Origin of the sequence: Acinetobacter defluvii, assembly GCF_001704615.3 — a bacterium.
Taxonomy (GTDB): domain Bacteria; phylum Pseudomonadota; class Gammaproteobacteria; order Pseudomonadales; family Moraxellaceae; genus Acinetobacter; species Acinetobacter defluvii.
This window is the reverse complement of the sequence record NZ_CP029397.2, coordinates 3,311,294-3,327,496: the sequence shown is the minus strand read 5'-3', so window position 1 is coordinate 3,327,496 and position 16,203 is coordinate 3,311,294. Positions and strand designations below refer to the sequence as shown.

Sequence of the window (16,203 nt, the reverse complement as noted above, 5' to 3'; positions counted from 1 at the left end):
AAACCGCTCAATCTCTTGAGCGGTTTTTATTATTAAAGCGACAAATTATTTTTTGTCATCTTTTACTTCAGTGAACTCAGCATCTACAACGCCATCGTCCGCTTTCTGCTGTTGTTGACCAGCATCGCCACCGAATTGGTTCGGATCGAAACCTTGCGCTCCGCCTTGACCTTGTGTAGCTTCATAAGCACGTTGGGTGATTGGCATGATGATGTTTTGTAAAGCTTCAGTTTTCGCTTTGATTGCATCAACATCATTTTCTTTCGCAGTCGCTTCTAACTCAGAAACAGCAGCATCGATTGCAGATTTTTCATCAGCAGTTACTTGCTCACCCAAATCTTTTACTGCTTTTTGAGCAGAAGATACGAGTGCATCTGCTTCGTTACGTGCTTTTGCAAGTTCTTCAAACTTACGGTCTTCTTCTGCATTTGCTTCAGCATCTTTGATCATCGCTTCAATTTCAGCATCGCTCAAACCAGAGTTTGCTTTAATCTGGATCGATTGCTCTTTACCAGTGCTCTTATCTTTTGCAGATACTTTCAAGATACCATCAGCGTTAATGTCAAATGATACTTCAATTTGTGGCACACCACGTGGCGCAGGTGGAATGTCGCCTAATTGGAAGTTACCCAACAATTTGTTTTGTTGAGCCATTTTACGTTCACCTTGGTAAACTGAAATGTCTACAGCAGGTTGGTTGTCCGCAGCTGTTGAGAACACTTGAGATTTCTTCGCAGGAATCGTCGTATTTTTCTCAATGATCGGTGTTAATACGCCGCCCATAGTTTCAATACCAAGTGTCAACGGCGTTACATCAAGTAAGAGTACGTCAGTTTTGTCACCTGAAAGTACCGCACCTTGAATCGCTGCACCAATCGCTACTGCTTCGTCAGGGTTCACGTCTTTACGTGGCTCTTTACCGAAGAAATCTTGTACTTTTTGTTGTACAAGTGGCATACGTGACTGACCACCCACCAAGATTACATCAGAGATGTCGCTTGTTGAAAGACCAGCGTCTTTAAGTGCAACTTTACATGGCTCAATAGTACGCGCTACCAAGTCAGTAACTAAACCTTCTAGTTTCGCACGTGTTACATTGATCACTAAGTGTTTAGGACCCGTTGCATCAGCCGTGATGTATGGAAGGTTAATTTCAGTTGAGTTCGATGAAGAAAGCTCAATTTTTGCTTTTTCAGCAGCTTCTTTTAAACGTTGTAACGCTAAAGGATCTTGTTTTAAGTTGAAATTCTGTTCTTTTTTGAACTCTTCAACCAAGTAATCGATCAATGCATTATCAAAGTCTTCACCACCAAGGAATGTATCACCGTTGGTAGACAATACTTCGATTTGTTGGTCGCCATCTAAGTCAGCAATTTCAATGATAGATACGTCAAAAGTACCACCACCTAAGTCATATACTGCAACTTTACGGTCGCCTTCCTTCTTATCCATACCAAACGCAAGTGCCGCAGCAGTTGGTTCGTTGATAATACGTTTAACATCTAAACCAGCGATTTTACCCGCATCTTTGGTTGCTTGACGCTGCGCATCGTTAAAGTACGCAGGTACAGTAATAACCGCTTCTGTTACCGTTTCACCCAAATAATCTTCAGCAGTTTTTTTCATTTTTTTCAAAATTTCTGCTGAAACTTGTTGTGGTGCAAGTTTTTTGTCGTTGACTTCAACCCAAGCATCACCATTGTCAGCTTTTACAATTTTGAACGGTACAAGACCGATATCTTTTTGTACGGCTTGGTCTTCATATTTACGACCGATCAAACGTTTGATCGCATACAATGTATTTTTAGGGTTAGTTACTGCTTGACGTTTTGCAGATTGACCTACCAAAGTTTCGCCATCTTTATACGCAACGATAGATGGTGTTGTACGTGCGCCTTCAGCGTTTTCGATAACTTTAACTTTATCGCCTTCAAGTACAGCAACACATGAGTTTGTTGTACCTAAGTCAATACCGATAATTTTAGCCATTAATGTGTTCCTCTAAATTCTTTTTACAAATATGTTTATGCTTGTTATCCGATATGAGAGCCATTCAAAAATTTTCAAGTTATTTTTCAGAAAATATTTTAAAAAGCTCAAATATTGTCGACCTTATTGACCGACCATAACCATTGCAGGGCGGAGCAAACGACCATTTAGGGTGTAACCTTTTTGCAAGACATTACCAATTTCATTGGCTTTGGCATTTGGATCTATACCCACCGCTTGATGTAAATCTGCATTGAAACCTTGAGTGGTATCTGCTTCGACCACACCGAATTTTTCTAGTGTCGTTAGAAGGGACTTAAGGGTAAGTTTTACACCTTCAACCACAGCATTGTCTTCACCTGCCGCTTGAATAGCACGCTCAAGGTTATCCACCGACTCTAATAACTCTTTTGCAAACTTTTCAAGTACTGTGTCTTTATGCTTTTCAGACTCACGTTGAATGCGTTCTACGCTTTTTTGTGCTTCGTACACTGCATTGGCAGTACGGGCTTTTTCAAGCTTTAAGTTTTCTTCTAAATTGGTGATTTGCGCTTGTAAATCTTCAACTGAAACTTCAGCTTGCTCGTTTTCAGCTTGAGTTTGCTGTTCCGCTTGCTCTTGTTGAAGATCTTGAGCGTCTTGGTTTTGCTCAGTCGCCATTGATTTACTCCGTTTAAATGGGTTTTTAAACATGTACAGTCCTTTTCGGCATCAGTGTTCACTGTGTTCAGTTGAACTGCCATGAGTGTTTAATCTCTTAATACTCAAGAAATGTGGGCATCAGCAAAAAATTCAAGCGATGCGTGTGATTATTTGCTGTTATTTCGCATTTTTTTACAATTTCATAAAATATTTTAAGAAATTATGAGATGAAAGCACTTTTTTTGGGATTTAAATTGCATCTAAGCCTAGTTTCTAAATAGAAAATGAATGATAAAAATCAAACAGAATTATAGAAATATGAGTGAGGATGTAGTATTTGGCATTTATATATAAAAACAATCATTCCATTAAAATAAAATCTTTTTATTTTGGCTATCGAAGCAGTATGCTTTGTTGCGTAGTTAATCCTGTAATTGTTTAGAAAATACTTTTTCGATGCGTATCCAACCCTCTTGGATACGCTTTTTTTTGCCTAAATCATAAATTTTACAATGTAAGGTAAATCGTGTTTTGTATTGCGATATTTAACTGAAAATCTTCAAACCATCGCTAATTTCACATGAAAATCTCAAAAATATTGATTATAAAACAGCAAATTGTTTAGATTTTTTCTACTGTATTTGAACTAATTTAAAAATTAATAAAACATCTACAACCTGTTACTGGATCAGCTTAAAACTCTAACCAAGAACACACGCAAAGCAGGGAAATATCGGGAATCATAGGCAGCACAAAGAATCAGACTCTTTGTGACGTTTATAGTGTCTTAGAAAGGAAGTATTTTTAATGAAAAATTTAGGTTTAATTTCACTATTATTGGCAGGTGTATCTTTGGCTGCCGTTGGATGTACCTCAACAGAATCGACTAGCACGCCTGAAACGGCTGCAACCCAACAAGCACCACAAACAGATAGTTCTGCGCAAGCTGCTAGTGTAGATCATTCATCTCAAACAGGGGTAGCAGTACAAGCTGATCCGACATTACAACAATCCGCACCTGCGCAAGTCAATCCAGAAGCAGATGTTGTAGAACAACCTGCGGTACAATAATATCGCTAAACATCCTATAAACAACAGTTTGGATGCCGTTGTGGTTTATAGGATACAAATAAAAAACCTGAGTGCGCTCAGGTTTTTAGTTTTGAAAATAGCGGTGCATTTATTTTAATCTTTTTGGTTTTCATCACGACGACGATCACGTTTTTTGTCATTGTCTCTGCGTTGTTCATGACGCTCCCAATTACGACTTTTAGACTCCCAAGGTTTCATACGATTTTGAAAAATAGAGCCTTGTTGTTGACGCTGCTGCCAAGTATGTCTTTGGATTTGTTGTAAACGGCTTTGTTCACGTTCTCTACGTTGACGATCTAAATGCTCTTGTTTTGCACGATGTTGCCAATCACGTTGGCGACGATCACGATCAATTTGTTGTTGACGGCGTTGTTGCTCTAGTCGTGCTTGTTGTAAACGATATGCACGTTCTCTTTCCCAACGATTGCGCTCATTATTACGTTCGTAGCGGCGATCATAACCACTATTATAGCCACCATAACCACCACTATAATAACCGCCTTGACGATATACGCCATCTTCAGGAAAAGCGACACAACCGACAGTCAATATTGCAGTGGTTATAAATACAATCATCGTCTTTATGGTCATGACTGTCTCCTTCATTGAATAAATACAAATAGCATAAAAATTTAGATTTCAAGCGGAAAAGCGAATGACAAGCGCTATAAAGTCAGATTAGCGTATCTAAGTTTTATATTTGTATATACATTGCTAGACTTATATACGAATATAGTCAGCTGAAGTCTGATCGTGTAGAAAATATGAAGAATCAAGTAAACAGAAGGACGAACTATGGTCGCTTTTAACAACAACATCCAAGAATTAATAGAAAAGGCACAAGGTCCTGCAGCACGTTCTTTGGATCGTTTACCAAAATTTGCACAAGAATCATTGGTAAAGTTATTAGGTTATCCTTATCAATATCCACAATTAGATAGTTTTACCAAATGCATGATGGCTGCCCAAATCAAGCAAGGAAAAATTGGTTTTATTGGCGCAGATGTTGAATATTCACGTAAACAATTTGAAATGCAAATGCAATCTATCTTGAATAGACCGACTTCAGTTCAATTTGTAGAAGATATTCGTTTGCCTTTACAAAGCGGCAGCATTTATGCTCGCCATTATCATCCTGCACCAAGTAAAAAACTACCTCTGTTGGTTTTTTATCATGGAGGGGGCTTTGTGGTTGGTAGTGTAGATACCCATGACGAAGTGTGTCGACTCATTGCAACACACGCCAAAGTACAAGTACTGAGTATTGAATATCCGTTAGCACCTGAAGTTGGACCTTATGACCTCATCCAATCCTGTGAAGATGCATTGGCATGGGTGTATCAAAATCGACGTCAATTTAAAATTTTAAAAAATCGTATTGGCATTGCAGGGGATAGTGCTGGCGGGAATATTTGTGCCGTTCTAGCGCAACGCACGGTCAATAAACCTTATGCACCTGAAGTACAGTTTTTAATTTATCCAGTAGTCGATTTTAAAAGTCGTCATCCTTCATTCTTTGCATATAAAGATGGTCTAGTTTTAACAAATTCTGACATTGATCATGTCACTGAATTTTATGCCACAAAATTTAATGTACCTTTAGACGCTACAATTATTTCACCGACTTATGGGAACTTAAAGAAATTAGCACCTGCATATATTATTACCGCAGGGCATGACGTATTGCATGATGAAGGTAAGATTTATGCTTACAAACTACGTCAAAATAATGTGAAAGTTCATTATCATGATTATGAAGATCAAACCCATGGTTTTATTAATTTAACGCCGATTTCACGTAAGGCAAAAAGAAATGTGATTGATATGAGCAAGGATTTCAGAAAGTTTTGGGATAAATATAAATAATGATGTAAATATTACCAGTAAGCTTTGGTTTCACGTGAAACCAAAGCTTACTTTACTCGATATTTCTTGATCGCTTCTGGAAAAATAAGTTCAAAGTTTGGCATATATATGCCTTTTAAAAAGCATGCTTTTGAAAAGTCTGGGAAAATATCGTGGGTATTCTTCCAGTGTGCGTGAGAAATAAACCCTAAAGTTCCACAAAACTGGGGTTGAAAATCATATTGAACATGATCATGGTATTGTCGAATATTCAACAATGTATCAGGTATAAATTTTGAAGAAATTGCACGAGAGAAATTATTTTTAGAAAATTTAAGATGTAAGGAAAGCTCTTGGTCTTGATGAGAAATATAACAAAATAATTGATGATGATGACGCCGCCATTCAAATTGAGCCAGTTCTTTTGGAATTCCCCAGTGATGACGTCCTTCATCTATGGAGCGTTGGCTAGAAACATAAATCTTAGGAATAGTAGATAAGTGATTTATATTTTTAAGCGGGTGATCCAAAACCAATAATTCATCATAAGAGCCAACAGGGGAGTGATGATAACGAACCAATATCACTTGTACTAAACGTCCAATCGCTGTGGGTAGAATTCCCATTGTTGAATATTGGTGGGTAAATTGGGGGCTAATCCAATAATTGAGAATAAAGCCTTCGCCATTTAAATGCCAAGGTACTGCAGTGTGTTTTGCATTTTCCATGTTAATTATCCCTTACTATTCTATTAATAAATGTTAATTTTTTATTTATAAATACTACACTAATATAAGTTTCTATGAATGAAAAGCCTACGTCTAAATCAGGAATATATGTAATGAAAAAACTCTGTCTATCTGTTTTACTTCTAGCAGCATCTAGTCAGCTTTTTGCAAATACGCAAATGCAAATTAAAACGAATCAGGGCGATATTGAAATTGACCTATATGATCAACAAGCACCGATTTCAGTAAAAAATTTTAAAAACTATGTTAATAGTCAATTTTATAATGGAACAATTTTTCACCGTGTAATTCCGGGCTTTATGATTCAAGGCGGTGGCTTTAATAGCAATATGCAAGAAAAGCCAACACAAGCGGCTATTAAAAACGAAGCAAGCAATGGGTTAAAAAATACAAGAGGTACATTGGCGATGGCAAGAACCAATGATCCAAACTCAGCAACCAGTCAATTCTTTATCAATGTTGCTAATAATGACTTTCTAAATAAAGCTACAGGAAATCCGGGTTATGCGGTATTTGGGAAAGTTATACAAGGAATGAATATTGTAGATAAAATCGTGAATGTACCAACTCAAAATGTTGGTCCATACCAAAATGTACCTACACAAACGGTAAAAATTATTAGTATTCAAACCAAAGTAAATACTGCAAAAAAATAAATCTAAAAATAAAGCAGAAATATTTTATTCATATTTCTGCTTTATAATTAAAAGCTTATGTTTAAAATGGTGTAAAAATGCATCATATTGGTGCATAAAAAAAAGACACTCAATAAAACAATCAGTTAAAAGCACTTGCGTATGTAAGAAATTGCCCTATAATGAGCTCATCCCAACGCGATACAGCAAACGAACTTAGCTTAACGGGTTAAGTTGTTAAAAGTTTATTGCGTTTTATTTATCACTGACGAGGTGGTAAATAACTCATTAAGAGTATATGAAGAACAACTTGTGTGGATTTTTACTGGTTGATTGATCGAAATATTATCATTGATTGATTGGTTTAAATTACTCGAAGTTTATTTGAGAGAATTTGTCAGAAAATTGATGAGCCAGAATTGGTGTCTTATTCTATAATAAAGGCACAAATGATTTTAACTGAAGAGTTTGATCATGGCTCAGATTGAACGCTGGCGGCAGGCTTAACACATGCAAGTCGAGCGGGGTGAGTTACTTCGGTAACTGACCTAGCGGCGGACGGGTGAGTAATACTTAGGAATCTGCCTATTAGTGGGGGACAACGTTCCGAAAGGGACGCTAATACCGCATACGCCCTACGGGGGAAAGGAGGGGATCACTTGTGACCTTTCGCTAATAGATGAGCCTAAGTCGGATTAGCTAGTTGGTGGGGTAAAGGCCTACCAAGGCGACGATCTGTAGCGGGTCTGAGAGGATGATCCGCCACACTGGGACTGAGACACGGCCCAGACTCCTACGGGAGGCAGCAGTGGGGAATATTGGACAATGGGGGGAACCCTGATCCAGCCATGCCGCGTGTGTGAAGAAGGCCTTATGGTTGTAAAGCACTTTAAGCGAGGAGGAGGCTCCTATAGATAATACCTATAGAGAGTGGACGTTACTCGCAGAATAAGCACCGGCTAACTCTGTGCCAGCAGCCGCGGTAATACAGAGGGTGCGAGCGTTAATCGGATTTACTGGGCGTAAAGCGTACGTAGGCGGCTTTTTAAGTCGGATGTGAAATCCCCGAGCTTAACTTGGGAATTGCATTCGATACTGGGAAGCTAGAGTATGGGAGAGGATGGTAGAATTCCAGGTGTAGCGGTGAAATGCGTAGAGATCTGGAGGAATACCGATGGCGAAGGCAGCCATCTGGCCTAATACTGACGCTGAGGTACGAAAGCATGGGGAGCAAACAGGATTAGATACCCTGGTAGTCCATGCCGTAAACGATGTCTACTAGCCGTTGGGGCCTTTGAGGCTTTAGTGGCGCAGCTAACGCGATAAGTAGACCGCCTGGGGAGTACGGTCGCAAGACTAAAACTCAAATGAATTGACGGGGGCCCGCACAAGCGGTGGAGCATGTGGTTTAATTCGATGCAACGCGAAGAACCTTACCTGGTCTTGACATAGTAGAAACTTTCCAGAGATGGATTGGTGCCTTCGGGAATCTACATACAGGTGCTGCATGGCTGTCGTCAGCTCGTGTCGTGAGATGTTGGGTTAAGTCCCGCAACGAGCGCAACCCTTTTCCTTACTTGCCAGCATTTCGGATGGGAACTTTAAGGATACTGCCAGTGACAAACTGGAGGAAGGCGGGGACGACGTCAAGTCATCATGGCCCTTACGACCAGGGCTACACACGTGCTACAATGGTCGGTACAAAGGGTTGCTACCTAGCGATAGGATGCTAATCTCAAAAAGCCGATCGTAGTCCGGATTGGAGTCTGCAACTCGACTCCATGAAGTCGGAATCGCTAGTAATCGCGGATCAGAATGCCGCGGTGAATACGTTCCCGGGCCTTGTACACACCGCCCGTCACACCATGGGAGTTTATTGCACCAGAAGTAGGTAGTCTAACCGCAAGGAGGACGCTTACCACGGTGTGGTCGACGACTGGGGTGAAGTCGTAACAAGGTAGCCGTAGGGGAACCTGCGGCTGGATCACCTCCTTAACGAAAGATTGACGATTGGTAAGAATCCACAACAAGTTGTTCTTCATTGATGTATCTGAGGGTCTGTAGCTCAGTTGGTTAGAGCACACGCTTGATAAGCGTGGGGTCACAAGTTCAAGTCTTGTCAGACCCACCATTCTGACTAACAAAATATTTGAATGAGAGTTTAAGTATTGAATGCAGGAAATTAGATATATTGGTCTTAAGCTGGGGACTTAGCTTAGTTGGTAGAGCGCCTGCTTTGCACGCAGGAGGTCAGGAGTTCGACTCTCCTAGTCTCCACCAAGTACTTTCAAGAGTACGAGCTAAAATAGATTATAGAAATTAATGAATTTGATGAAAATTGAATTGATTAATTTCTGTGATTTATCACAGTTTACTACGTGCTGACGAGGCAGTAGTTAATCATTAACAGAATATATTTGAGTTGAAATAAATTGTTCATACTCGTTTCAATTAAACATAAGAATATGACACGCAAGTGACATGTTTGAATGTTTGAAAGAAATTGAGTTACTAGCGATAAAACTGAATCAAGCGTTTTGGTATATGAATTTAGATTGAAGCTGTACAGTGCTTAAGTGCACAGACAACAAACTGTAGGTTTGATAAATATGAATATTTATTAAATTGTCTTAATCCTACTTGTAGGGATTAACGACTGTTTGGGGTTGTATAGTCAAGTAATTAAGTGCATGTGGTGGATGCCTTGGCAGTCAGAGGCGATGAAAGACGTAATAGCCTGCGATAAGCTTCGGGGAGGCGGCAAATATCCTGTGATCCGGAGATTTCTGAATGGGGAAACCCACTTACCATAAGGTAGGTATCGCATGATGAATACATAGTCATGCGAGGCGAACGAGGGGAAGTGAAACATCTCAGTACCCTTAGGAAAAGAAATCAATTGAGATTCCCTCAGTAGCGGCGAGCGAACGGGGATCAGCCCATTAAGTTATATGTGTTTTAGCGGAATGCTCTGGGAAGTGCAACCGTAGAGGGTGATAGTCCCGTACACGAAAGGGCACATATAATGATGACGAGTAGGGCGAGGCACGTGAAACCTTGTCTGAATATGGGGGGACCATCCTCCAAGGCTAAATACTCCTGACTGACCGATAGTGAACCAGTACCGTGAGGGAAAGGCGAAAAGAACCCCTGTGAGGGGAGTGAAATAGATCCTGAAACCGCATGCATACAAGCAGTGGGAGCCGACTTGTTCGGTGACTGCGTACCTTTTGTATAATGGGTCAGCGACTTATATTCAGTAGCAAGGTTAACCGAATAGGGGAGCCGTAGAGAAATCGAGTCTTAATAGGGCGCATAGTTGCTGGGTATAGACCCGAAACCGGGTGATCTATCCATGAGCAGGTTGAAGGTTGGGTAACACTAACTGGAGGACCGAACCCACTGTCGTTGAAAAGCCAGGGGATGACTTGTGGATAGGGGTGAAAGGCTAATCAAACTCGGTGATAGCTGGTTCTCCCCGAAAGCTATTTAGGTAGCGCCTCGGACGAATACCATTGGGGGTAGAGCACTGTTTCGGCTAGGGGGTCATCCCGACTTACCAAACCGATGCAAACTCCGAATACCAATGAGTACTATCCGGGAGACAGACTGCGGGTGCTAACGTCCGTAGTCAAGAGGAAAACAATCCAGACCGCCAGCTAAGGTCCCAAAATCTATATTAAGTGGGAAACGATGTGGGAAGGCATAGACAGCTAGGAGGTTGGCTTAGAAGCAGCCACCCTTTAAAGAAAGCGTAATAGCTCACTAGTCGAGTCGGCCTGCGCGGAAGATGTAACGGGGCTAAAATATAGTACCGAAGCTGCGGATGTATACTATGTATACGTGGTAGGGGAGCGTTCTGTAAGCCGATGAAGGTGGATTGAGAAGTCTGCTGGAGGTATCAGAAGTGCGAATGCTGACGTGAGTAACGACAAAACGGGTGAAAAACCCGTTCGCTGAAAGACCAAGGGTTCCAGTCCAACGTTAATCGGGGCTGGGTGAGTCGACCCCTAAGGCGAGGCCGAGAGGCGTAGTCGATGGGAAATTGGTTAATATTCCAATACTTCTGTGTAATGCGATGAGAGGACGGAGAAGGTTAAGTCAGCCTGGCGTTGGTTGTCCAGGTGAAAGGTTGTAGGCATGTATCTTAGGCAAATCCGGGGTACTCTATGCTGAGAACTGATAGCAAGCTGTACTTGTACAGTAAAGTGGCTGATACCATACTTCCAAGAAAAGTCTCTAAGCTTCAGTTACACAGGAATCGTACCCGAAACCGACACAGGTGGTCAGGTCGAGTAGACCAAAGCGCTTGAGAGAACTCTGCTGAAGGAACTAGGCAAAATGGTACCGTAACTTCGGGAGAAGGTACGCTGCCGGTGGTGATAGAACTTGCTTCTTGAGCTGCTGGCAGCCACAGAAACTAGGCCCCTGCAACTGTTTATTAAAAACATAGCACTCTGCAAACACGAAAGTGGACGTATAGGGTGTGATGCCTGCCCGGTGCTGGAAGGTTAATTGATGGGGTTAGCGTAAGCGAAGCTCTTGATCGAAGCCCCAGTAAACGGCGGCCGTAACTATAACGGTCCTAAGGTAGCGAAATTCCTTGTCGGGTAAGTTCCGACCTGCACGAATGGCATAATGATGGGGGCGCTGTCTCCAGCAGAGACTCAGTGAAATCGAATTCGCCGTGAAGATGCGGTGTACCCGCGGCTAGACGGAAAGACCCCGTGAACCTTTACTGCAGCTTGACATTGAACTTTGATCTTACTTGTGTAGGATAGGTGGGAGGCTTTGAAACCGAGACGCTAGTTTCGGTGGAGCCAATCTTGAAATACCACCCTGGTAATATTGAGGTTCTAACTCTGTCCCGTTATCCGGGACGAGGACCATGTCTGGTGGGTAGTTTGACTGGGGCGGTCTCCTCCTAAAGAGTAACGGAGGAGTACGAAGGTGCGCTCAGCGTGGTCGGAAATCACGCGTAGAGTATAAAGGCAAAAGCGCGCTTAACTGCGAGACCCACAAGTCGAGCAGGTACGAAAGTAGGTCTTAGTGATCCGGTGGTTCTGTATGGAAGGGCCATCGCTCAACGGATAAAAGGTACTCTGGGGATAACAGGCTGATACCGCCCAAGAGTTCATATCGACGGCGGTGTTTGGCACCTCGATGTCGGCTCATCTCATCCTGGGGCTGAAGCAGGTCCCAAGGGTATGGCTGTTCGCCATTTAAAGAGGTACGCGAGCTGGGTTTAGAACGTCGTGAGACAGTTCGGTCCCTATCTACCGTGGGCGCTGGAAATTTGAGAGGATCTGCTCCTAGTACGAGAGGACCAGAGTGGACGAACCTCTGGTGTACCGGTTGTGACGCCAGTCGCATCGCCGGGTAGCTATGTTCGGAAGGGATAACCGCTGAAAGCATCTAAGCGGGAAGCCTACCTCAAGATAAGATTTCCCCGAGGCTTTATGCCTCCTAAAGAGCCGTTCAAGACTAGGACGTTGATAGGTTGGATGTGGAAGTACGGCGACGTATGAAGCTGACCAATACTAATTGCTCGTGAGGCTTGACTATACAACACCCAAACAGTTGTATGTTTCGATAAATTCAATGCAAAATACTTGATTTAGTGAAAAAGCTAGTTAAAATATCCAACTCAAATAAATTTCTGTTAATAACTCATTTGACCAAAGCTAGGCACATCGAAGCACAAAGCATCGTAATTAAGACCAAGTGATTAATCATAAGCAGTTTGCTGGCGACAATAGCAAGAGTGAACCACCTGATCCCTTCCCGAACTCAGAAGTGAAACCTCTTTGCGCTGATGGTAGTGTGGGGTTACCCATGTGAGAGTAAGTCATCGCCAGCTTTTAAATTCAAACACCCTCTGTCAGAAGACAGAGGGTGTTTTTTATGGGGATAAAAGAATAGGGCAAGGAAATAATAAAGCAAGTGCTAATTAAGTAGAAAAAATAGAAAATTGTTGAATATTAGACTAAAGATCTGTTAATTATTTCCGTATTTTTATTTTGCAAGCTAACTAAAGTCTAATAAAACACATTAAAATATTTAAGTTGTTGTTATTTATTGTTTTATATATTTATAAACTTACTCTTTTTTAACAAAATCTAGAGCTAGCTGATATTTTATATCAATAATAGGTGGCATTTTATACCAAAAATTAATTTCTATACTCTTAAGGTATATATTTATGCTGATAAGGTTTTAGACAAAAAATGAACAGCCATTCATTGTATGTTGAAATAGAAGTCTCACAATTGGAGGTGAGTAAAATGACAGCGCAAACAATGAATGTAAATGCTGTAGTGGATCATGCGAAGTTTAAATCATTCCATGTCAATATTATTCTTTGGTGTTTATTTATCGTCTTATTTGATGGCTATGATTTAGCAATTAATGGGGTGGTTTTACCCTTGCTGATGAAAGAGTGGGGCATGACTGCGGTGCAAGCAGGTATGCTGGCAAGCACAGCACTTGCAGGGATGATGTTTGGTGCAATGTCATTTGGAATGCTTGCAGATAAAATTGGACGTAAAAAAGTTATTTTAATCTGTGTTTCATTATTTAGTTTTTTTACTTTTATTGGAGGATTTGCCTCTAATCCCACTGAGTTTGGTATTTTACGTTTTATTGCGGGTTTAGGGATTGGTGGGGTATTACCTAATTTAGTGGCTTTAACGGCAGAATATGCACCGCAACGTTTAAAAAGTACCTTAGTGACCACGATGTTTAGTGGTTATGCCGTAGGTGGTATTATGGCAGCACTGTGTGGTTCATGGTTTGCAGCGGACTATGGTTGGCAAATTATGTTTTATATTGCTGGCATTCCACTACTTTTTGTGCCTTTATTTTGGAAGTTTTTACCCGAGTCTTTAACTTTCTTGGTGAAAGCTCAAAAAATGGATCAAGCCCGTCATTTCTTAAAGCAAGTGGAACCTACAGCACAAGTAACAGCCAATACGCAATTGGTTTTATCAAGTGATGATCAAACCCAAAACGCATCTGTTAAAGCTTTATTCACTGAAAATCGTGTTGTGGGTACCTTGTTATTCTGGGTCACTTTTTTTATGTGCTTACTCATGCTTTATGCATTAGGCAGTTGGTTGCCGAAACTGATGATGGCAGCAGGGTATTCATTGGGCAGTAGTTTAATGTTCTTAATGGCATTGAATATTGGTGCGGTTATTGGAACTGTGGGTGGTGGTGTTTTAGCAGATCGTTTTGATTTTAAACCTGTATTGATTGGTATGCTTATCGTGGGTGTTTTCTCGTTGGTTGGGCTTGGTTTTAACTCGCCACAACCTGTGATCTATCTATTGGTTAGCTTAGCTGGTGCATCATCTATTGGTAGCAGTATTTTGTTATATAGCTATGTTGCACAATATTACCCTGTTGCTGTGCGTTCTACTGGGATTGGTTGGGCATCAGCAATTGGACGTACTGGAGCGATTGTAGGACCAATTTTAATTGGCTATTTACTTGGTTTAGAATTACCTCATAAATGGAACTTTATTGCTGTTGCAGTTCCAGGTATTATTGCTGCGATTGCAATTTCATTTATTCGCATCAAAAAAGTTGAAAGTAAAATTGAAGTAAAAGCAGCAGCAATTTCCACGAATTAATTAAAATTGTCGCTAAAAGCCTTGGTTAAATGCCAAGGCTTTTTACCTAATTTATAATACGTCTTTTAGCTGACTACGATGCTTTTTTACTTCTCTTGCATATTTTTTTCCTTGACGTTTCATTTTCCAACTAGACTGATACCCTGTCGGTCCAACGTTATAATAAGCCAATGCTTTTTTCCAACTGCCTGCAGATTGATTATATTGGGCTAAAATATATGTACCACACTGAATATTAGTATTTTCATCAAATAAATCACCCTGACAGCTTTGTTGCCAATAGCGTGGAATGACTTGTGTCAGTCCAACTGCACCCGCAGGTGAAATAACATAACTACGATAACTCGACTCTTGGCGGATCATCGCAGCTAAAAGCAAAGGGTCTACATGATATTGTTCTGCATTTTGCACAATCATAGGGGCAATACGGGCTGCAGTATTACTTTCTACCGAATATGCTTTTTGAATACCTTGCGCTAGTTTGGCTGACCGTTTCTCAATAGAACCACCCCCAAGTGTGGAACAACCTGTTACCACGACAGTACTGACCATCAGCGCAACTTTTAATGTACTTAAATAAGAGCCTAATAAACTTTTAAACATGTTCGGAAAATAACGAGGAATCAACAAAATACGACCAATATGAAAATATTTATAAAATGATGTTAGGTAGCGTTGTGGTAGGAGTCAATGTTGAATACCTTAAGTTTTGCAAAAGAATGTAAGAGACAATAAAAAACAGCCCAATCATCCTGATTGAGCTGTTTTGTATCGGTTGTTTAGGTATAACTCCTGTCTTACCTCACGTCCTGATGCGAGAACTTGATTATTTTTGTTTTATGTTCTGGAAACTTCCTGTTCCCTATGTTTTTAGAATAGAATAATTCCCTTGACTTGAAAATGCGTCAATCACTGCATCTTTTGTACGTTTTTACGTACAATTAAACATTACTATATTGAATTAATTTATCAAAGCTAGCTTTTAATGCTTTTTCATCAAATTCATTGCTCTCAAACTCCTCTGCTTGACAACGTTTGGAAATATCGCGAATTTCGATGATCGCATTGCTATCGATCATTCCTAATTGTGTACATACTTGACGAATTTGGTCGATTGACCGAGAGCCATTGGTTGAACCATAACTGATATATGCTGCAGGTTTAGCGCGCCATTCTTTACCAATATAATCCAATGCATTTTTTAAGACTGGGCTATAGCCATGATTATATTCAGGACTAATAAAAATAAAGGCATTGGCTTGTGCGATTTTATCTGCCCATTGTTGTTGCTTGGGTTGGTCATAAATACCTGAAAGTGGCGGATGCGCACCTGCAAAAAATGGTAAATCCCATTCTTTTAAATCCACAATTTCAGTTTGAACCGTGCTGTAATCAAAGTTTTTAATAGTTTTTTCAGCCCAACGTGCAATTTTAATTGCTGTGCGTCCTTCACGTACACTGCCAACAACGATATAGATTTTCATAATTAAGCCTTTGTTTTTTATGTCCTATTAAATTAAAGTGATGTGAGCTTTTTGCATAGAGCGGTTTTGTATATTTTCCATTATTTTTATAGTTGTGTTTAGAAAAATAAAAAGCTCCATCAGGAGCTTTTCA

The 16,203-nt window shown here is 40.6% G+C and carries 10 protein-coding genes, 2 tRNA genes and 3 rRNA genes; 9 read left to right on the top strand and 6 right to left on the bottom strand.

Going from position 1 to position 16,203, the window contains the following annotated elements:
* Positions 1 to 45: 45 nt before the first annotated feature.
* Both dnaK and grpE read right to left on the bottom strand, forming a co-directional pair.
* On the bottom strand, positions 46 to 1,989 hold the full coding sequence (dnaK, locus tag DJ533_RS18405; protein WP_065995181.1) for a molecular chaperone DnaK: 1,944 nt from the start codon (positions 1,987 to 1,989) through the stop codon (positions 46 to 48).
* Positions 1,990 to 2,112: 123 nt separating this feature from the next.
* A complete protein-coding gene (gene grpE / locus DJ533_RS18400; protein WP_065995180.1) occupies positions 2,113 to 2,649 on the bottom strand; it encodes a nucleotide exchange factor GrpE in 537 nt (178 codons plus the stop codon).
* Between the two features lie 789 nt (positions 2,650 to 3,438).
* Here grpE and DJ533_RS18395 point away from each other — a divergent pair.
* Complete coding sequence (locus tag DJ533_RS18395) at positions 3,439 to 3,702, top strand: hypothetical protein (protein ID WP_065995179.1); 264 nt, start codon at positions 3,439 to 3,441, stop codon at positions 3,700 to 3,702.
* A 114-nt stretch (positions 3,703 to 3,816) separates the two neighbouring features.
* Here DJ533_RS18395 and DJ533_RS18390 read toward each other — a convergent pair whose 3' ends face one another.
* Complete coding sequence (locus DJ533_RS18390; protein WP_065995178.1) at positions 3,817 to 4,314, bottom strand: hypothetical protein; 498 nt, start codon at positions 4,312 to 4,314, stop codon at positions 3,817 to 3,819.
* Positions 4,315 to 4,518: 204 nt separating this feature from the next.
* On the opposite strand from DJ533_RS18390, the gene DJ533_RS18385 reads away from it, so the two are divergent.
* On the top strand, positions 4,519 to 5,589 hold the full coding sequence (locus DJ533_RS18385; protein ID WP_065995177.1) for an alpha/beta hydrolase: 1,071 nt from the start codon (positions 4,519 to 4,521) through the stop codon (positions 5,587 to 5,589).
* Between the two features lie 47 nt (positions 5,590 to 5,636).
* Here DJ533_RS18385 and DJ533_RS18380 read toward each other — a convergent pair whose 3' ends face one another.
* A complete protein-coding gene (locus DJ533_RS18380; RefSeq protein ID WP_065995176.1) occupies positions 5,637 to 6,296 on the bottom strand; it encodes an acetoacetate decarboxylase family protein in 660 nt (219 codons plus the stop codon).
* 113 nt (positions 6,297 to 6,409) lie between these two features.
* Between DJ533_RS18380 and DJ533_RS18375 the strand changes: the two genes are divergently transcribed.
* The 7 genes from DJ533_RS18375 to DJ533_RS18345 all read left to right on the top strand — a co-directional run bounded on the left by DJ533_RS18375 (position 6,410) and on the right by DJ533_RS18345 (position 14,586).
* On the top strand, positions 6,410 to 6,973 hold the full coding sequence (locus DJ533_RS18375) for a peptidylprolyl isomerase (protein ID WP_065995175.1): 564 nt from the start codon (positions 6,410 to 6,412) through the stop codon (positions 6,971 to 6,973).
* A 435-nt stretch (positions 6,974 to 7,408) separates the two neighbouring features.
* Positions 7,409 to 8,947, top strand: a 16S ribosomal RNA gene (locus DJ533_RS18370).
* A gap of 59 nt (positions 8,948 to 9,006) precedes the next feature.
* Positions 9,007 to 9,083: transfer RNA gene (locus DJ533_RS18365), tRNA-Ile, on the top strand.
* Positions 9,084 to 9,156: 73 nt separating this feature from the next.
* Positions 9,157 to 9,232, top strand: a tRNA-Ala gene (locus DJ533_RS18360).
* A 392-nt stretch (positions 9,233 to 9,624) separates the two neighbouring features.
* A 23S ribosomal RNA gene (locus DJ533_RS18355) occupies positions 9,625 to 12,517 on the top strand.
* Positions 12,518 to 12,697: 180 nt separating this feature from the next.
* A 5S ribosomal RNA gene (rrf, locus tag DJ533_RS18350) occupies positions 12,698 to 12,812 on the top strand.
* Together the 16S, 23S and 5S rRNA genes with 2 tRNA genes alongside form the textbook arrangement of a ribosomal RNA operon.
* Positions 12,813 to 13,236: 424 nt before the next feature.
* A complete protein-coding gene (locus tag DJ533_RS18345) occupies positions 13,237 to 14,586 on the top strand; it encodes an MFS transporter (RefSeq protein WP_065994566.1) in 1,350 nt (449 codons plus the stop codon).
* 51 nt (positions 14,587 to 14,637) lie between these two features.
* Here the strand turns inward: DJ533_RS18345 and DJ533_RS18340 are convergent, their stop codons facing one another.
* Complete coding sequence (locus tag DJ533_RS18340) at positions 14,638 to 15,138, bottom strand: lytic transglycosylase domain-containing protein (RefSeq protein WP_065994570.1); 501 nt, start codon at positions 15,136 to 15,138, stop codon at positions 14,638 to 14,640.
* Between the two features lie 389 nt (positions 15,139 to 15,527).
* Complete coding sequence (locus DJ533_RS18335) at positions 15,528 to 16,070, bottom strand: NADPH-dependent FMN reductase (RefSeq protein WP_065994565.1); 543 nt, start codon at positions 16,068 to 16,070, stop codon at positions 15,528 to 15,530.
* Positions 16,071 to 16,203 lie beyond the last annotated feature (133 nt).